This is a genomic window from Amorphus sp. 3PC139-8 (assembly GCF_040750475.1).
Taxonomy (GTDB): domain Bacteria; phylum Pseudomonadota; class Alphaproteobacteria; order Rhizobiales; family Amorphaceae; genus Amorphus.
This window is the reverse complement of record NZ_JABJVY010000049.1, coordinates 1-17,949: the sequence shown is the minus strand read 5'-3', so window position 1 is coordinate 17,949 and position 17,949 is coordinate 1. Positions and strand designations below refer to the sequence as shown.

The window sequence follows — 17,949 nt, the reverse complement described above, 5'->3', positions numbered from 1 at the left end:
CGCACGAAGCGGGAATCCTCGATCAGCCCGGTCTTCAGGCTGGCGTGGATCTCGCCCGACAGCGCGTCGAACGCCGCCGGCGCGGCCGCCTTGTCGAGCGCCAGCACGGCGTCGTAGACCGCGTTGTCCGCCCCCAGGCTCTCCACCCCGTAGGCCGCGGCGCGCTGGTTCGGCGTCTCGGCATATCGGGCGAAGTCGGTGTCGTTGCGGGTGAGATACAACAGCACCGAATTGGCGGTGTAGCCCAGCAGCGGATCGAGATAGGCGAGCGACGTGGTGACGCCGTCGAAGGTGCCGCTCACGCCGCCGTCGGCCGTCAGGATTGTGTACTCCGACTCTGGCGCATAGGCGCCGTCGAAGCCGATGTGGATCACCTGGCCGCCGGTCAGCGTGGCCGTCCCGGTCGCCTGGATCAGGTCGGCCGAGGTGCCGCCCGGCTCGGTCTCGACCTCGTAGGTGGAGCCGGGCCCGAACGCGACGTTGCCGGCCACCGTGATGGTGCCGATCGAGTTGCCCGGCGCGATCGTGCCGCCGTTGCCCACGGTGGTGTTGCCCACCGTGCCGTTGCCGGTGAGCCGGCCGGAGCCGGTCAGCGTGACGGAGCCGCCGACGGTGCCGTTGAGATGCAGCGTGAAGTCGGTGACGGTGCTCGAACCGGTGTAGCCGGCGGAGTTGCCCGTCAGCGTCACCAGGCCGCCGCCGGTGAACAGGATGTCGCCGGCGCCGGAGATGGTGCCGGCATAGGTGCCGTCGAAGGCCTGGTCGAAGGTCATCGAGGCTTCCTCGGCGACGTTCAGATCGCCGAAGAAGAGATCGGTGTTGGAGATCAGGCCGCCTTCTTCCACCGACCAGGGTAGGGTGCTCGTGCCGGTCAGCGTCAGCGCGCCGGCACCCGACTTCACCATCTGGCCGTCGGAGCCGTTCAGGCCGCCGATGACGCCGGCGAAGGTGTCGTCGGAGGCTTGCGCGAACTCCACCGTGCCGGCATTGGCGATGTCACCCTGGATCGAGCCGGTGTCGCCGATCAGCCGGCCGGCGGCCACCTGGGTCCCGCCGGTGTAGCTGTTGGTGCCGGTGAGCACCAACGTGCCCGCACCGGACTTCATCAGCGCGCCGGTGCCCGACACCGTCCCGGTCAGGCCGAGGGTGGCGTCGGCGTCGACCTCGAAGCCGCCGGTGGTCGCCGTCAGGCTGACGGCGCGGGCGGTGTCGAAGGTGCCGAGCGCACGCAGCGTGCCGCCGGCAAGCTCCAGCCCGCCGGACGCCGCGCCGAGGGCGCCATCCATCGCCACTTGCAGCTTGCCGGCCGCGATCCTGGTGCCGCCGGTGTAGGTGTTGGCGCCGGTGAGCGTCAGGTTGCCGGAGCCCGCCTTGAGGAGCCCGCTCGCGCTGCCGTCGACGATCGCCGAGCCGATCGTGGCGGTCACGCCAGCGTCGACGTTGAGCGTGCCGGCCGACCCGGAAGCCGGCGACAGCGCCAGCGCCCCGCCGGTGACGAGATAGCCGTCGGTCTTGAACTGCAGCGTGTCGAAATTCTGCGTGCCGTCGACGGTCACCGTCCCGGCTTCGCCCATGAAGACGCCGACCGCTTCCGCCCAGTCGCCGTTCTTCGAGCCGTCGGAGTTGGTCCAGTTCGTGGTGTCGGCATCCCAGGTCGCCGTCCCGCCGTCGACCGTCCCGTTGGGCGTCGTGTTGGTCCCGTCCCAGAACTGCAGGCTCTGGCCGCCGCCGCCGACGATGGACAGGTTGACCTCTCCGGTGCGGTTGATGTCGATCGAACTCTCTGCGTCGGTCACACCGGTGACGTCGAGCGTTCCGAACGCGCCGGAAAGCTCCCCGTCATAGCCAAACAGATAATAGTAGCCGGCCGACCCAACCTGCGCCTCAAGGGTACCGCCGAGGGTCAGATCGCCGCCGACCGACACGAAATCGTTGGTCTTGCCGCCGGCGACATCCGGCGTGTTCAGTTCGAACACCGTGGTCGAGCCGCTGTTGAGCGTCAGGTTGCCATTGACGGTCAGTGTCCCCGGGCTCGCCCCCGGCGACAGCGTGGCGCTGTCCATGATGTAGACGTCGCCGCCCAGCGTGCCGGTACCGCTGAGGGTGCCGGAACTGGTGACGTACACCTCGGAAGTGGCGCTGCCGAGCGTGCTGTCGACCTGCAGCGTGCTGTCCAGGACGCTCGTCTTGCCGGCGAACGTGGACCCGTCACCGGTCAGGATCGTGGTCCCGGAATAGCTGATGATCTGGGAGTCGGAGTAGTCGCCGCCCTGGTCGAGCAGATCGGAGGAAAAGGTGTAGGCGTCGTCGGTGTGGTTGAAGACCAGCTTGGCTTTGTCGCCGGCGAACGTCACGCCGCCGGTAACGGTGCCGGGCGCGACGGCCGTCAGCGGCAGGCCGTTGTCGTCCACGCCGGAGCCGATGACGAGCGTGCCACCATCGCTTGGCCCTTCGCTCCCTTGCGCGAGGATGATTTCCCTGGCCTCCAGGTGTGCGCCGTCCGAGACGGTGGCGAAGCCTGATGCGGCAACGGTGCCGACGTTGAGCGTCGCGAATTTGACCGAAGTGCCATCGCCGCTCGCGATCAAGACGCCGCTATTGCCCCCGTAGATGAGACTCGCGTCGGCGACTTCGAGCGACCCACCGCTCAGGACCCTCACGCCTGTATCTTCACCCCGCGAATTGATCGATAGCCTGCCGCCGACCGTGAGTTTCGACCCGTCCCCGGTGACGGTCACGGTTCCCGAGCCATTGGCCCCGATGGAGAAATTCTTGGTTACCCCGACGGCGCCCTTGTTCTCGACAGTCAGGGTGCCATCTCCGAAATAGCCGAGGTACACATCATCGTTGACCGTCAAGGCCGAATTCTCGCCGGTCACCGTTATCGCCCCGTCCCCACCAAATGAAGTCGAAGCTCGAACCTGCTCCGCGACGACCGTCCCGCCGGCTTCGATGGTGAGATACCCATCTCCCCCGTGGATCCCGTAGCTATCTCCGCTCCCGACCTCGAGGATGCCGGTGTTCGTCCATGTCGAACCCGAGCCGGTGACGGTGACGCGTCCGGTCAGGTCGTCGTAAGTTGCAATTTTGCCATCGGCGTTGGATACGCTGCCGCCCCCACTGATCGTAAGGTCCGCATCGGACGTGGTGGCGATCTCGAAATCAGCCGAACCGAAATCGCAGGTCCCGGTGAGGACGTCGCCGGTGGTGTTGAGCGGGTTGGCCGGGCAACTGGCAGCGCGGGCCGCTCCGGTCGCGCCGAAACTGGCCACGCCGACAACCAGCCCGGCAACGGCGGCTTGCGCCAGGAGCCCGGAGCGCCGTCGGCGCCATGTTGCGGTCCGCGCTTCGACGCAATTGCTACCGGTGCCACAAATGTGCGGAAGTGCGGTCTCATGCGCAATCATAGTTCAGCCCCCAAAACACCTAAATCATCCTGCCCAATCGGCGCAGGTTTAACGCGCGGCTCAGGCAGACCCCGCTACGGCCATTAGCAGCCCGATTGCGGGATTGAAACCCCATCCCCCACCCGGATCCCCCTTGGATCTCAGGGGTTGAGAGGGGTGAGTGCTGATCCTGCTCTCTTTTCAGTCCGTGTGTGTGTCCGATCCGACACGGTTCGCCGGCGACGGTATAAAATCACAGATCGAGCCGGTTTCGCGTGCCGAGATGGCCTTAGTTTCGAAAAACTGAAATTACGCTAAGTGGAGTAATCCGGATAAGGCGGATTATGGTATCCGGACATGCAGTAGGAGGCCGTTTTATTTGTTCGATGTTGCGGCCGGGCATCGAGCCGGTGGGGGAAGAGGTCTGTTGACTGGAGATGCGGCCGTCCTCCGAAATATATGGAAATGCGCGGTCCGGTTTTGTCTGGCTCGTGCGCCATGGGGACGCGGACGGCCGGGATTGTTTTGACCTCAGATCCCCGGCGTGGTTTGAACCACGGGTCATTGCGCAGCGCGCGGGCCGCGATGCGCTCTTTCTCGCGTCTTGGAGGATGGATGCGCGCATGCGGCGGCAGCGAGCCGACGTGCTGTGCACGCAGCGCCAGCGTTTCCGGAAAAATTGCTGGAGGTAGGGGCCATGTCGATCGAAACAGCCGTTGTCGTGGGCGCGGGACACGCGGGTGTCGAACTCGTCCATTCCTTGCGGAAAGATGGTTTCGAAGGCCGAGTCGTTCTGGTGAGCGCCGAGCCGGAATTTCCCTATCAGCGTCCGCCGCTTTCCAAGGATTTTCTGAAGGGCGGCGGCACCAACCTGCTGCTTCTCAAGGCCGAAGCGCTCTACGAGAAGATGGGCATCGAGTTGATGCGTGGCCGCCACGTCGAGGAAATCGATCGCGACGCCCGGCTGGTGCGGCTCGATGGCGGCGAAACCATCGGCTACGACCGCCTGGCGCTGGCGACGGGCGCGCGCAACCGCCGACCGCCGATTCCGGGGCTCGACGATCCGGTGGTGCTGGAGCTGCGCGATCTCGCCGACAGCCGTCGCATTCTGGAGCGTCTCGACGGTCTCGACCGCGTGGCCGTGATCGGCGCCGGCTTCATCGGGCTGGAGATCGCCGCCTTCCTAGCGGGCAAGGGCAAGCACGTGGAGGTCGTCGAGCTGGCGAGCCGAGTGATGGCTCGCGCTGTTTCGGAGCCGATCTCGGACTATTTCCTGGCCCACCATCGCGGCATGGGAACCACTATCCGGCTTGAGACCGGGGTTACGGAAATCGTTCATCGCGGCGACAATTCGGTCCAGGTGGTCCTCAGCGATGGCTCGGCGATCGATGCGGCGGCCGTCCTGTTGGCGGCGGGCGTGGTGCCCAATGTGGAGCTCGCCGTCGCGGCCGGTCTGGAGGTCAACGACGGCATCGTGGTCGACGAGTTCCTGCGCACGTCGGATCCCGCAATTGCCGCGCTGGGCGACTGCGCTTCCTTTCCCTGCGCCTATCTGGGTGGGGACTATGTTCGCCTGGAATCCGTACAGAACGCCAACGACCAGGCTCGGTTGATCGCCAAGCAGTGGATGGGAGCCGAAGCGCCTTATACGGCGCTGCCATGGTTCTGGAGCCACCAGGGCGAGGCCCGGCTGCAGATCGCCGGCCTCGGCCTCGGCTACGATCAGACCGTTTTGCGCGGTGACCCGGCCGAGCACAAATTTTCGGTCTTTCTCTATCGCGGCGGCAAGCTGATCGCGGTGGAATCGCTCAACGCCTCCGCCGATCACATGGCCGCGCGCAAGCTGATCGAAAAGGGGACCAACGTGCCCCCGGAAACGGCGGCGGATCCGGCGACCGAGTTGAAGAAGCTGATTGTCAAATAGGAGTAAGGGGAGCGTATGACGGTCACGGTCTACGGTATCAAGAACTGCGACACGATGAAAAAGGCACGGGCCTGGCTCGACGAAAACGGCGTCGCCTATGCCTTTCACGACTATAAGTCGGCGGGCGCATCACCCGAGCTGTTGCAAAGCTGGGCGGACAAGGTCGGCTGGGAGCCGCTCTTGAACCGCACCGGCATGACGTTTCGCAAGCTCTCCGAGGCCGACAAGGCCGACATCGATCGCGACAAGGCGATCGCACTGATGGCGGCGCAACCCTCCATGATCAAGCGGCCCGTGGTCGACAAGGACGGGGAGATCCTGGTCGGCTTCAAGCCGGAGAGCTACGCCTCCTTCTTTGGCGGCTGACCTCCTGACGGCAGCGGGCGATTAGCCCAGCACCGTCCCGATCGCCTTGGCGACGCTCTGCGCCACGATGTCGGCCTCTTCGCGCGAAAGGCAGAGCGGCGGCGCAAGGCCGATGATGTCGCCTTCCGGCATGGCGCGGGCGATGACGTTGTCTGCGAGCATGGCCTGCACCACGCGCGGGCCGACCTTCTGGGAGGCATCGAAGAAGGTGCGGGCGCCCTTGTCGGCAACCAGCTCGACGGCGATCAGCAGACCTTCACCACGCACTTCGCCCACGTTGGCGTGGTCGCCGAGCGCGTCGGTCAATGCCTGCTTCAGATAGGCGCCGGTCTCGCCCGCATTCTTCACCAGCCCGAGTTCGTCGATGAGCTTGAGGTTCGCTACACCGGCCGCCGCGCCGATCGGGTGGGCGGAATAGGTCCAGCCGTGGCCGATGACGCCGAACTCGTCGGTGCCCTGTTCCAGCACCTTCCAGACCTTGTCGGAGACGATCGAGCCCGACAGCGGGGCGTAGGCCGAGGTCAGGCCCTTGGCGATGGTGATGATGTCGGGCCGCATGCTGTAGTGATCGGAGCCGAACATGGAACCGAGGCGGCCGAAGCCGGTGACGACCTCGTCGGCGATCAGCAGGATATCGTGCTTGTCGAGCACGGCCTGGATCGCTTCCCAATAGCCCGCCGGCGGGGGCACCAGGCCGCCGGTGCCCAGCGCCGGCTCGCCGATGAAGGCGGCGATCGTATGGGCGCCCTCACGCTCGATCAGGGCTTCCAGTTCGGCGACGCAATGGGCGACGAAGGCCGCCTCGCTCATGGAGGTGTCCGGGCGGCGGAAGTAGTAGGGCGCTTCGGTATGGACCACCTGGGAGAGCGGCAGGTCGAACTTCTTGTGGAACAGGCCGAGCCCGGTCAGCGAACCGGTCATCAGCCCGGATCCGTGATACCCGCGCCAGCGCGAGATGATCTTCTTCTTCTCCGGGCGACCAAGCACGTTGTTGTAGTACCAGGCGAGCTTGACGTTGGTCTCGTTGGCGTCCGAACCGCCGAGACCGAAATAGACCTTCGACATGCCCTCCGGAGCACGGTCCAGGATCATCTTGGCGAGCGTGATGGAGGCTTCGGTGCCGTGGCCGACATAGGCGTGGTAGTAGGCGAGTTCCTTGGCCTGGGCGGCGATCGCGTCGGCGATCTCGGGCCGGCCGTAGCCCACGTTCACGCAGTAGAGGCCGGCGAAGGCGTCGAGCAGCTGGCGGCCGTCACGATCCTCGATGTAGACGCCCTTGCCGCCGGTGATGATGTGCGACGGGGTTTCGCCGCGGGCATGCTGGGCGAGATGGGTGGAGGGATGGAAGAAATTCTCCCGGTCCCATTCCGCAAGCGTGTCGTTGGTCAGCATTTTGGGCCTCTTGTTGATCAGGTTGCGGATGCGAGCGGGCGGCCGGGTCCCGCCCGTCGACATTAGTGCCAATTGCGGCAAACGTACTTGATGTCGGTGAAGGCCTCGAGGCCGTAGCGTGCCCCCTCGCGCCCAAGGCCCGATTGTTTCATGCCGCCGAACGGGATCGGCGCGCCGGTCACCTTGGTGCGGTTGACCGCCACCATGCCGAAGTGGAGTTTTCGGCTGGCGCGATAGATGCGACGCGGGTCCTGGGTGTGGAGATAGGCGACCAGGCCATATTCCGTGGCGTTGGCGGTCTTGATCGCCTCTTCTTCGCTGTCGAACGGGGCGATCGCGGCAACCGGCCCGAACGTCTCTTCGCGAAAAATCTTGGCGTCGAGCGGAACGTCTGCGAGCACGGTCGGCTCGTAGAAAAGCGGGCCGAGCGGGGAGCGGCGGCCGCCGGTTAGAAGCTTTGCGCCGCGCTCCAGCGCATCGGCGACGTGCTCCTCCTGTTTAGCAACGGCGTTTTCGTTCATCAGCGGCCCGAGATCCGGGTCATCCTTGCCGTGACCCAGGATGAGGGCGGCGGAGCGCTCGGCGAACGCTTGGCAGAAGGCGTCGTAGGCGGAGCGCTCGATCAGGAACCGGTTGGCGCCCAGGCAGTCCTGTCCCGTGGTGGCGAATTTCGCCTTGATGGCCTCGTCGATCGCCAACGCGAAATCGGCATCCGCGAACACCAGGAACGGCGCATGGCCGCCCAGCTCCAGCACCAGGCGTTTCACGGTGTCGGCGGAGCGGCGATAGAGCAGGCGGCCGATATCGGTGGAACCGGTGAAGGAGAGGGCGCGCACGCGGGCGTCGGACGTCCAGGCTTCGACGATCCCCGGCGCTTCGCCGGTGACCACGTTGAACACGCCGGCCGGCAGGCCGGCCCGGTCGGCAAGTTCGGCCAGCGCGAGGGCCGAGAGCGGCGTTTCGGCGGACGGATGGACCACGACGGTGCAGCCGGCCGCGATAGCCGCGGCGGCCTTGCGGGTAATCATCGCGCTCGGGAAATTCCACGGCGTGACCAGCGCGGCCACCCCGACCGGCTCGCGCCAGAGCTCCACCTCGGCGTCGGGCAGGTGGGAGGTGACGCCCTCGATGTTCGGGCGCTTGGCCTCTTCGGCATAAAATTCCACGAACGAGGCGGCGTAGTCGATCTCGCCGCGGGCTTCGGAAATCGGCTTGCCTTGCTCGGCGGTCATTATGCGCGCGAGATCCTCCCGGTGGCGGATCATCAGATCGAACCAACGGCGCAGAACCTGGGTGCGCTCCTGCGGAAGCGAGTGCGACCAGATCTCGAAGCTTGCCTGGGCGGCGTCGACGGCGGCGGCCGCATCGGCGCTGGAGAGGCGAGCGACTTCCGCTACCAGCGCGCCGTCGGCTGGGTCTCTGACGGCAATCGCGGCGCCGTCCTGGGACCCGATCCAGCGTCCTCCGACATAGGAAAAGCTGCGCAGCAGCGACCGATCGTCGAGATCGGCCATCAAGGTGGCGTCCATCGTGCCGGTTGCCGTCATCGCGGGTCTCCTCCGAGTGTCTTCAGGAGAAGATATCGCGGCCGCGCAGATGATTTTTCTGTTCGCCCGCTCCGGAGCAGACGGATCATCTGAACTGAGCCCGTGCGGACGTCAGGATTTCGGGGCGTTGTCTCCCAACAGCATGGCGAGCGGGGCAGGGCCCGCTTTCACCTCTTTGGTGACGATGTAGGTGAAGTAGCGCTTCAGCCTCAGCTCCGGCGCGAGCAGGCTGTCGATCAGGCGTTGGTAGCTGTCGATGTCGCGGGTAATTATCTGTAGAAGATAGTCGAATCCCCCGCCGATCGCCCAGCAGCAGACGATCTCGTCATGGGTGGCGACGGCGCGCTCGAACGCCTGGAAGCTCTCCGCCCGATGGTTCTCCAGCTCCGCAACGACGAACACGACGACATGGGGCGCAAGCTTGGCGAGCGAGATGTCGGCGTGGTAGCCGCGCACCAGCCCGGCGCTCTCCAGTCGGCGCAGCCGCTCCCAGCATGGCGTCGTGGAGAGATTGACCCGTCGGGCCAGGTCGACCTTGGCGATCCGCCCTTCGCGGCTCAGGATCGAAAGGATCTGAATGTCTCGGTCGTCCAGGGCGATGGCGGTCATGCGCTCACGTTTGTCATGGTTCTGAATCTTGTCAATCTAGCCATGTCATGCAGGATAGTCTCATGACAATGTGGCCGCCCGATCCCGCGACCCTCAAGCGCCCGGTCTATCGATCGCTGGTGGAAAGCCTAATCGAAGCGATCAAGACAGGCGAGGTGCGTCAAGGCGAACGGTTGCCGACCCATCGCGACTTGGCCGAGACGCTAGGCATCAGCGTGCAGACGGTCAGCCGGGCTTATGAGGAGCTCGACCGGCTCGGCGTGATCGCCGGAAAGGTTGGCCGCGGCACGTTCGTGCGCGCGGCGGCGGCCGATACGCGGACCCCGTGGCATCGCATCGGCGATGGCGACGAGGTGATCGACTTTTCCATGCTGACGCCGGCGACGGGCGCGATCCATGAGGAGAGGATGCGCGAGACGCTGGCCGAACTCGGCCGCGATGCGCCCGCCGACATCCTGTTCTCGTTCCGGCCGCGCGCGACCATGGCGCGCCATGCCGAAGCCGCGCTTCCCTGGCTCCGCCGCTGCGGCCTCGATCCCGTGCTGGCCCAGGTCGTGCCCACCAACGGCAGCACGCCGGCGATGAACGTGGCGCTGATGACGGCGGCGAAGTCCGGGGATCTGGTGGTGGCCGAGGAGCTGACCCATCACACCCTGAAGCCGCTCTGTCACTATCTGGAGCTTCGGTTGCGGGGGCTGGAGGTCGACGCGGAAGGGATCGTGCCCGACGCCTTCGATCAGGCTTGCCGCAGCCAGGGGGTGCGGGTCCTGTTCGTGATGCCGAGCGGGCTCAACCCCAAGGCGGCGATGATGGGCGGGCAGCGCCGCGAAGCGCTGGTGGAGATCGCTCGCCGTCACAAGGTGCTGATCGTGGAGGATGACGCCTGGGGGCCGATCCAGCCCGATCGGCCGGCGCCGATCGCAGCTCTCGCGCCTGAGCGCACCTTCTATTTTACCAGCCTCACCAAGCCGCTGCTGCCGAACCTGCGCTATGGTTGGCTGGTCGCTCCCGAATCCCTGGTGTCCTCCACGCTCAATCGCCACTTGGTCACCAACTGGATGGCGACGCCGCTGATTGCGGAAATCGGAACTCGCTGGTTTCAGAACGGGGTGGCGGATGAGCTCCTCGCCTGGCAGCAGTCGACGCTCGGCCGGCGCAATCGCGTCGCGGCGGAGATGCTGCACGATTTCTCACCGCGGATGACCTCCAACGGTCTCCACGTCTGGGTGCCGTTGCCGGAGCCGTGGAATGAGGCCGCGTTCGTCGCCCATGCCAGGGCGGAGGGGGTGGCGGTCGCGGCCGGCGGTTCCTTCGCGATCGAAAGCCCGACGCGCTGTTCCGGCATTCGGATCTGCCTTGGCGGCGTGCGCGAGGATCAGCTCGAGCGCGGCCTCGACGTGATCGCGCGCTTGATGCGCAACCAGCCCGAGCCGGCGCTTCTGACGATCTGATCTCCTTTTGCCTGTGCGCAGGATGCCCGCGTTCTGGTCTCAGCCAGGGCGATGCGCTGCCTTCGGTTTGGCGGAATTGCCGAGATTGTAAGCATTTCATTGTCATGAGTAAGAAATGAATTGACGCATGATTGTCATGGGTCAATCCTAGCGGTGTCGGATGTATCGAGGGCGGGGCCATCCGAACAGGGATCGGCGCAAAACCATTGTCGTCCCGGGCTCCGTCTCCTCGTCCCGAGCGCCGGACCGTTGCGCCTGATGCGGTGAGGTCTCGCCGGGCCGCTCCGACCGGAGGGACGAACAAAAACCTTCAGGACCTGGAAGGAGAACCGAGATGACCGTGCGACGTACAGGAACCATCGCCGTGCTTGCCGCCGGCACGCTGCTCGTCGGCGTCGCCAGTGCGGCTCATGCCGCCACTTGGCGCTATGCCTTCGAAGAGGCGATGGACGAGGTGCAGGGCAAGTTCGCCCAAAAGTTCAAGGAGGAGGTCGAGAAGAATTCCGACCACACCATCCAGCTTTTCCCGTTCGGCACGCTCGGCGAATCCGCCGACATCATGGAGCAGGCCCAGGCCGGCATCCTGCAGTTCGTGGACCAGTCGCCGGGCTTCACCGGCGCGCTGATCCCCGAGGCGCAGGTGTTCTTCGTGCCTTATCTCCTGCCTCAGGATCAGGAAACGCTGAACGCCTTCTTCCGGAACTCCAAGGCAATCCACGAGATGTTTCCCAAGCTCTACGCCGAGCAGGGGCTGGAGCTCTTGACCATGTTCCCGGAAGGGGAGGTCTGCATGACCACCCAGGAACCGGTGCACAGCCCCAGCGATCTGGAAGACGTCAAGTTCCGGGTGATGACCAACCCGCTGCTGGTGGAAAGCTACAAGGCCTTCGGTGCCACTCCGACGCCGCTGCCTTGGGGCGAGGTCTACGGCGCACTGCAGACCGGCATCATTCAGGGCCAGGAGAATCCCGGATTCTTCCTGGAATCCACCAAGATGTACGAGGTGACCGACGTCGTCACCTGCATCGGCCACAACAACTTCACTACCGCGGTGATGGCCAACAAGGACTTCTATGACGGCCTCTCCGAGGACAATCAGAAGATGATCCAGGCCGCGATGGAGTCCGCTTTCGAGTACATTCTCGACTACCAGAAAAATCTGCAGGACGAGTCGCTGAAGAAGATCAAGGAGGCGAAGCCCTCCATGCAGATCAACATTCTGCCGGAGGAGGAACGTCAGCCCTTCATGGACACGGCTGACGATGTCGAGGCCGAATTCATCAATATGACCGGCGACAGCGGCAAGAAGATCCTCGATCAGATGAAAGCGGATCTGAAGTCTGCCAAGCAGAACACCCAGTAAGCCCGTCAATGCCCCTGGCGTCCTGCCGACGTCAGGGGCTCATTTCGAACAGTGCGGGATCGATGCGGTGACCCAAGACCCAAACGCAGATGCCGCGACGCGCGGTGAGCCCCAAACGACAGGGACCGACCAGGCGCCGAGCGACGATTACACGTCCACGCTCCCCGGCTTTCTCGGCACCATCGACATCGCGATCAGTCGCGTCGAAGCCGTTGTGCTCGCCATGGGCGTGCTGTTGATGGCGCTGAACACGATCTCCAACGTGCTCGGCCGGTTCGTGTTTCAGCAGAGCCTGTTCTTCTCGGAAGAACTGAACCGGATCCTGATCGTGCTGATTACCTTCGCCGGCATCAGCTATGCCGCGCGCCATGGCCGGCACATCCGCATGTCGGCGATCTACGACGAGCTGCCGCCGCGCGCCCGCAAGGCGCTGATGATCGTGATTGCTTTGGTCACGGCCGTGTTCATGTTCGGCCTCTGCTACTACTCCGTCGGCTACATCATAACCCAGGCCGGCCGCGGCCGCGTGCTGCCGGCGCTGCAGATCCCGGTCTGGTGGATCTATCTCTGGGTCCCGGTCGGCTTCTTCATGACCGGGGCGCAATATGCGCTGACGGCGATCAAGAACCTTCTGGAACGCGACATCTATCTCTCCACGCACGTGCTGGAGGGATATGACGACGACGAAGTGGAGGTCTGAGCGCCATGTCCGCCGCCATTTTCTCCACGATGATCGTGCTTTTGCTGCTCGGCTTCCCGATGATGATTCCGCTCATCGTCGGCGCCTTCATCGGCTTCTATTCGCTGTTCGGCGGCTTTGGGCAGCTGGAAACGCTGGTGCAGCAGATGCTCGCCGGCATTCGCCCGGCCTCGCTGATCGCGGTGCCGATGTTCATCTTCGCCGCCGACATCATGACCCGCGGCCAGTCGGCGAACCGGCTGATCGACATGGTGATGGCCTATGTCGGCCACGTGAAGGGCGGGCTCGCCGTCTCCACCGCCGCCGCCTGCACCATGTTCGGCGCGGTGTCGGGGTCGACCCAGGCGACCGTGGTGGCGATCGGCTCGCCGCTGCGCCCGCGCATGTTGAAGGCCGGCTACAACGACTCGTTCGTGCTCGCACTGATCGTGAACTCCTCCGACATCGCCTTCCTGATCCCGCCGTCGATCGGCATGATCATCTATGGCGTCGTGTCCAATACTTCGATCTCGCAGCTTTTCATCGCCGGTGTCGGGCCGGGGCTTCTGATCTTGGCGCTGTTTTCCGCCTACAGCGTGCTCTACGCCGTGCGCAACAACGTGCCGACGGAGCCGAAGACGAGTTGGAAGGAGCGCGGGCATGCCACCTGGCGGGCGCTGTGGCCGCTCGGCTTCCCGGTCATCATCATCGGCGGCATCTACGGCGGCATCTTCTCGCCGACGGAAGCCGCGGCGGTGTGCGTCCTCTACGCGCTGATCCTGGAGATGGCGATCTTCCGCTCCGTCGACATGAAGACGCTTTACGAGACCGCCAAATCCACCGGCCTGATCACCGCGGTGGTGTTCATTCTGGTCGGGGCCGGGGCGGCCTTTTCCTGGGTTATTTCGTTCGCTCAGATCCCCCAGCACGTGCTGTCGTCCATCGGTATTTCGGAGATGGGGCAGATCGGCGTCCTGTTCGTGATCTCGATCGCCTTCTTTATCGGGTGCATGTTCGTCGACCCGATCGTGGTGATCCTGGTTTTCGTGCCGATCTTCGCGCCGGTGGTGGAACAGGTCGGTCTCGATCCGGTGCTGGTCGGCACCATCATCACGCTGCAGGTCGCGATCGGGTCGGCAACACCACCCTTCGGCTGCGACATCTTCACGGCGATAGCGGTGTTCAAGCGGCCCTATATCGAGGTGATCCGCGGCACGCCGCCCTTCATCATCATCCTGCTGGGCGTGTCCGTCGCGCTCATCTTCTTCCCGCAGATCGCCCTGTTCCTGCGCGATCTGGCCTTTCCCACCCATTGACGGGGGCTCCGATGTTTCGCCGAATCCTCGTTCCCTGTGATGGCTCGAAAGGCGCCGAAGGCGCGCTGCTCAAGGCGATCGACCTCGCCAAGCTGTGCGGCTCGGAGCTGATCCTGCTGACGGTCTACCGGCACCACAGCCTGTTGGAAGCGTCCTTCTCCATGGTGCGGGCGGAGGAACCCGGCAACATGGACGACATCATGCGCGGCCACGCTACCGAGGTGGTGGAATTTGCCAAACGGATCGCAATCGATGCCGGCCTCAAGCCGCGCGCGTTCGTGAAGGCCGGCCAGCCGGCCCGCAGCATCGTGGCGTTTGCCACCGAGCACGATGTCGACCTGATCGTGATCGGCAGCAGGGGGCTGGGCTCGTTGGAGGGTTACCTGCTCGGCAGCGTGTCCCACAAGGTCACCGGATTGGCGTCCTGTCCGGTGCTTGTCGTTTAGAGACGAACCGGGGTGTCGCGGTTCTGATTTTCTGTAGGACGAAACCGCAGTTCAGCGTTCAACGGCTCCGTTCCGACCGCTACGTCGCGGTATCGGCGGCCAGTTCAAAAAGACAGTGCCATGGCCACCACCGGCCTTTCTCTCACCTGCCTGTCGCCGGAGCGGTTCGCGCTCGTTCCAGAGGCGGCGATCCGGCGCGCGGGCCTGATCGCCCTTGCCACCGACCTCACCAGCGAACGCGATGCCGCCGCGGTGCTGCCGACGCGCGAGATCGGCCTGCACGTAACGCGGGTTGCCTACGAAAACCCGACCACCCCGGACAACCTGCGGCGTATGGTGCCACGCCTCGGCGAGGCGGCCGCGCTGCTTGCCCCCGGCAGTGAGCTTGCCGCGATCTATTATGCCTGCACCTCCGCCTCCGTCGTGATCGGCGACGAGGCGGTGGAGGCCGCCATTTGGGCGGTGCGTCCGGGAACGCCGGTGATCACACCGACCCGCGCAGCCAAGGCGGCGTTTGCCGCGCTGGGCATTCGTCGCATCGCCTTGGTGACGCCTTATGTGGAGGCGACCACGGCGCCGATGATCGACTATTTCGCCGCCGGCGGCGTAGCGGTGGCAAGCGCGCTTTGCTTCGGCTTCGACGACGATCGGGCGATGGCGCGGATCGGGCGCGAGAGCTTGGTCGAGGCGGTGCTGGCGGCCGGCGAGACGGAGGCGGACGCGGTGTTTCTGTCGTGCACGGCGCTGCCGTCGCTCGGCGTGATTGTCGAATTGGAGGCACGGCTGAACCGTCCGGTGGTGGCCTCCAACCAGGCTGGCTATTGGATGATGCGCCACTGTCTTGGCCTGACGGGGCGCGTCGACGGATTTGGACGGCTGTTCGACCATAGCCCGGCGGCGACGCGGCCGGCGATGGATGTGAAAGGAGTGGTTTGGGATGCCTGAGGGAGTGACGCTGCCGTTCAGCCGCGAGGAATATGCCAACCGGCTCGCAAGGACACGCCAGTCGATGGCGGAGGCGGGTATCGATGTGCTCGTCGTCGTGGATCCGTCCAACATGGCTTGGCTGACCGGCTACGATGGCTGGAGCTTCTACGTGCACCAGGCCGTGCTCGTTTTCCACGACCAGGATCCGATCTGGTGGGGCCGGCGCCAGGACGCCAACGGTGCGCGCCGCCGCGTCTACATGGCCGACGACCGCATCATCGGATACCCCGACATTCTGGTGCAGGCCAAGGACCGCCACCCGATGGACCATCTGGGTGCGATTCTGATTGAGCGCGGTTTTCGAACCGGACGGATCGGGCTGGAGTTGGAGAACTACTACTTCTCCGCCGCCGCCTATCTCGCCTTGAACGCGGTGCTGCCCGACGCCAAGGGCGTCGATGCCACTGGCCTCGTCAACTGGCTGAGAGGTAAGAAGTCGGCCGCCGAGATCACCTATATGCGCCGCGCGGCCCGCATCGTGGAGCGCATGATGCGGGCGGCGATGGACAAGATCGAAGTCGGCCTGCCGAAGAACGAGCTGGTGGCGGAAATCTACCGGGTCGGGATCGAAGGTGCGGCCGAGGCCGACGGGGCGAAATTCGGCGGAGATTATCCCGCGATCGCGCCGCTGCTTCCTTCCGGCACAGAGGCGGCCGCTCCGCACCTGACCTGGGACGACCGGCCATTCCGGGAGGGGGAGGGCACCTTCTTCGAGATCGCGGGCTGCTACTGGCGCTATCATGCCCCGCTTTGCCGGACCGTCTTCCTCGGTAGCCCGCCGCCCTCGATCGTGGAAGCGGAGAAGGCGTTGATCGAGGGGCTGGAGGCCGGCCTTGACAAGGCGCGTGCCGGCAACCGGGCTTGCGATGTGGCGATCGCGCTCGCCGATACCTTGAAGCGCTACGGCATCGAGCGCCAGGATCGCTGCGGCTATCCGATCGGGCTCTCCTATCCGCCGGACTGGGGCGAGCGCACGATCTCCTTCCGCGACAGTGATCAGACCGTTTTGGAGCCGGGCATGACCTTTCACTTCATGCCGGGGCTTTGGATGGACAATTGGGGGCTGGAGATCACCGAAAGCATCCTGATCCGCGAGGATGGTCCGGCGGAGTGCCTGGCGAACTATCCCCGCGAGATCTTCGTCAAGGAATAGGGCACGTGCCATGCTGGCCGATACGCGCCGTATCCTCTCCGACCTGATCAGTTTTCCGACAGTGTCTGCAGACGGCAATCTGGAGCTGATCGCCTATGCGGCGGCCGCGCTCGATGCTATGGGGGCACGCACCCGCACCACCCTTGATGACAGCGGCACAAAGGCGAACCTGTTTGCCACCATCGGTCCGGATGTCGACGGCGGGGTCGTGCTGTCCGGCCACACCGACGTGGTGCCGGCCGACGGGGAGTGGACCGACGATCCGTTCACGGCGGTGGAGCGCGACGGCCACGTCTATGGCCGGGGCGCCTGCGATATGAAAGGCTTCATCGCCTGCGCTCTCGCCATGGCCCCCAGCTTCGCCGCGGCAAGGCTTGCCCGGCCGGTCCATTTCGCCTTCACCTACGACGAGGAGGTCGGCTGTTTCGGGGCGCGGGCGCTGGTCGAGGCGCTCAAGGACTGGGAGGTGCGGCCGTCGACCTGCATTATCGGTGAACCGACGATGATGCGCATCATCGAGGGCCACAAGGGTTGCTACGAGTACACCACCGCCTTCACCGGCGTGCCCGGCCATGCCTCGGAGCCGGAGCGCGGGCTGAACGCGATCGCCTATGCCGGCCGCTTCCTCTGCAAGCTCGCCGCCACCGCTGAAGCCATGAAGCCGCGGGCGCCGGCCGACAGCCCCTTCCTCCCGCCTTGGACCACGCTACAGGCCGGCGTGGTCCGCGGCGGCACCGCGCGCAACGTGATCCCGGATGCTTGCGAGGTGGAGTGGGAGATGCGGCCGGTCAACGATGCCGACGCCCGCTTCGGCCTGGAGGAGATCCGCGATTTCCTGGATGGCCAGCTCGCGCCGGAAATGCGCCGGCTGCACCCGGAGGCCGGCATCGTCACCCATGTGATTGGCGAGGTGGATGGGCTGGAGCCGATGACCCAGTCGGAGGCCGTCAAGCTGGCGCATGCGCTGACGGGGGGCAATGCGACCGACGTGGTTGCCTTCGGCACAGAGGCCGGGCTCTACCAGAAGGCCGGCATTCCGACGGTGGTCTGCGGGCCGGGCTCGATCGAACAGGCGCATCGCCCCGACGAGTTCGTCGCGTTCGACCAGCTCCAACTCTGCCTGGACATGCTGGGCCGGCTGACCGGAAAACTCGAAAGCTAGGAAGCATTTCCAGGCCAAGTGAAAACCGGTTGGCCGTCCGGAAATGCGTCGGAACAATGCTCTAGAGCGTGTCATTTTGTGACGGAAGCGTATCCTGCGTTTTGGAAGTAGTTGGCGCATTCGTCGGATGGGATGGTCTGGACGAGATGCCCGACGTGACGCCATGTG

The 17,949-nt window shown here is 65.1% G+C and carries 14 protein-coding genes; 10 read left to right on the top strand and 4 right to left on the bottom strand.

What is annotated here, in order from left to right; translation table 11 throughout:
- Nucleotides 1–3,407: beta strand repeat-containing protein (locus tag HNS03_RS24780; RefSeq protein ID WP_367198731.1), on the bottom strand; the 3,407-nt coding region annotated here is incomplete at its 3' end.
- Nucleotides 3,408–4,083: 676 nt separating this feature from the next.
- Between HNS03_RS24780 and HNS03_RS24775 the strand changes: the two genes are divergently transcribed.
- Together HNS03_RS24775 and HNS03_RS24770 are read left to right on the top strand one after the other, a co-directional pair.
- Nucleotides 4,084–5,310, top strand: a complete 1,227-nt coding sequence (locus HNS03_RS24775; RefSeq protein ID WP_367198730.1) for an NAD(P)/FAD-dependent oxidoreductase — start codon at nt 4,084–4,086, stop codon at nt 5,308–5,310.
- A 15-nt stretch (nt 5,311–5,325) separates the two neighbouring features.
- Entirely contained in the window at nt 5,326–5,676 is a 351-nt protein-coding gene (locus tag HNS03_RS24770; protein ID WP_367198729.1) for an ArsC family reductase, read from the top strand.
- A 21-nt stretch (nt 5,677–5,697) separates the two neighbouring features.
- Here HNS03_RS24770 and HNS03_RS24765 read toward each other — a convergent pair whose 3' ends face one another.
- The 3 genes from HNS03_RS24765 to HNS03_RS24755 all read right to left on the bottom strand — a co-directional run bounded on the left by HNS03_RS24765 (nt 5,698) and on the right by HNS03_RS24755 (nt 9,224).
- Nucleotides 5,698–7,068, bottom strand: coding sequence for an aspartate aminotransferase family protein (locus HNS03_RS24765; protein WP_367198728.1), 1,371 nt, complete (start codon nt 7,066–7,068; stop codon nt 5,698–5,700).
- A gap of 62 nt (nt 7,069–7,130) precedes the next feature.
- Entirely contained in the window at nt 7,131–8,615 is a 1,485-nt protein-coding gene (locus tag HNS03_RS24760; RefSeq protein WP_367198727.1) for an NAD-dependent succinate-semialdehyde dehydrogenase, read from the bottom strand.
- Nucleotides 8,616–8,726: 111 nt separating this feature from the next.
- Nucleotides 8,727–9,224: an Lrp/AsnC family transcriptional regulator gene (locus HNS03_RS24755; RefSeq protein WP_367198726.1), complete on the bottom strand. Its 498-nt coding sequence runs from the start codon at nt 9,222–9,224 to the stop codon at nt 8,727–8,729.
- Nucleotides 9,225–9,286: 62 nt separating this feature from the next.
- Between HNS03_RS24755 and HNS03_RS24750 the strand changes: the two genes are divergently transcribed.
- The 8 genes from HNS03_RS24750 (at nt 9,287) to argE (ending at nt 17,781) form a co-directional block, all read left to right on the top strand.
- The gene (locus HNS03_RS24750; RefSeq protein WP_367198725.1) at nt 9,287–10,675 is read left to right on the top strand and encodes a PLP-dependent aminotransferase family protein; all 1,389 of its coding nucleotides are present in this window, start codon (nt 9,287–9,289) and stop codon (nt 10,673–10,675) included.
- A gap of 334 nt (nt 10,676–11,009) precedes the next feature.
- Complete coding sequence (gene dctP, locus HNS03_RS24745; protein WP_367198724.1) at nt 11,010–12,038, top strand: TRAP transporter substrate-binding protein DctP; 1,029 nt, start codon at nt 11,010–11,012, stop codon at nt 12,036–12,038.
- A gap of 67 nt (nt 12,039–12,105) precedes the next feature.
- Nucleotides 12,106–12,738 (top strand): TRAP transporter small permease, encoded by a 633-nt coding sequence (locus HNS03_RS24740; protein WP_367198723.1) that lies wholly within the window; start codon nt 12,106–12,108, stop codon nt 12,736–12,738.
- 5 nt (nt 12,739–12,743) lie between these two features.
- Nucleotides 12,744–14,033 carry a TRAP transporter large permease gene (locus tag HNS03_RS24735; protein WP_367198722.1) on the top strand — a complete coding sequence of 430 codons (1,290 nt, stop codon included), beginning with the start codon at nt 12,744–12,746 and terminating at the stop codon, nt 14,031–14,033.
- 11 nt (nt 14,034–14,044) lie between these two features.
- Entirely contained in the window at nt 14,045–14,479 is a 435-nt protein-coding gene (locus tag HNS03_RS24730; RefSeq protein ID WP_367198721.1) for a universal stress protein, read from the top strand.
- Nucleotides 14,480–14,599: 120 nt separating this feature from the next.
- Complete coding sequence (locus HNS03_RS24725) at nt 14,600–15,424, top strand: ectoine utilization protein EutA (protein ID WP_367198720.1); 825 nt, start codon at nt 14,600–14,602, stop codon at nt 15,422–15,424.
- Nucleotides 15,417–16,619, top strand: a complete 1,203-nt coding sequence (gene doeA / locus HNS03_RS24720; protein WP_367198719.1) for an ectoine hydrolase DoeA — start codon at nt 15,417–15,419, stop codon at nt 16,617–16,619. Before HNS03_RS24725 ends, doeA begins: the two co-directional genes overlap by 8 nt.
- 10 nt (nt 16,620–16,629) lie before the next feature.
- Complete coding sequence (argE, locus tag HNS03_RS24715; protein ID WP_367198718.1) at nt 16,630–17,781, top strand: acetylornithine deacetylase; 1,152 nt, start codon at nt 16,630–16,632, stop codon at nt 17,779–17,781.
- Nucleotides 17,782–17,949 lie beyond the last annotated feature (168 nt).

Coding starts and splice junctions, on each gene's coding strand:
- HNS03_RS24750 (WP_367198725.1), top strand. CDS start 9,287: ATGACAATGTGGCCGCCCGATCCCGCGACCCTCAAGCGCCCGGTCTAT.
- argE (WP_367198718.1), top strand. CDS start 16,630: ATGCTGGCCGATACGCGCCGTATCCTCTCCGACCTGATCAGTTTTCCG.
- HNS03_RS24755 (WP_367198726.1), bottom strand. CDS start 9,224: ATGACCGCCATCGCCCTGGACGACCGAGACATTCAGATCCTTTCGATC.
- HNS03_RS24735 (WP_367198722.1), top strand. CDS start 12,744: ATGTCCGCCGCCATTTTCTCCACGATGATCGTGCTTTTGCTGCTCGGC.
- HNS03_RS24765 (WP_367198728.1), bottom strand. CDS start 7,068: ATGCTGACCAACGACACGCTTGCGGAATGGGACCGGGAGAATTTCTTC.
- dctP (WP_367198724.1), top strand. CDS start 11,010: ATGACCGTGCGACGTACAGGAACCATCGCCGTGCTTGCCGCCGGCACG.
- HNS03_RS24770 (WP_367198729.1), top strand. CDS start 5,326: ATGACGGTCACGGTCTACGGTATCAAGAACTGCGACACGATGAAAAAG.
- HNS03_RS24775 (WP_367198730.1), top strand. CDS start 4,084: ATGTCGATCGAAACAGCCGTTGTCGTGGGCGCGGGACACGCGGGTGTC.
- HNS03_RS24760 (WP_367198727.1), bottom strand. CDS start 8,615: ATGACGGCAACCGGCACGATGGACGCCACCTTGATGGCCGATCTCGAC.
- doeA (WP_367198719.1), top strand. CDS start 15,417: ATGCCTGAGGGAGTGACGCTGCCGTTCAGCCGCGAGGAATATGCCAAC.
- HNS03_RS24730 (WP_367198721.1), top strand. CDS start 14,045: ATGTTTCGCCGAATCCTCGTTCCCTGTGATGGCTCGAAAGGCGCCGAA.
- HNS03_RS24725 (WP_367198720.1), top strand. CDS start 14,600: ATGGCCACCACCGGCCTTTCTCTCACCTGCCTGTCGCCGGAGCGGTTC.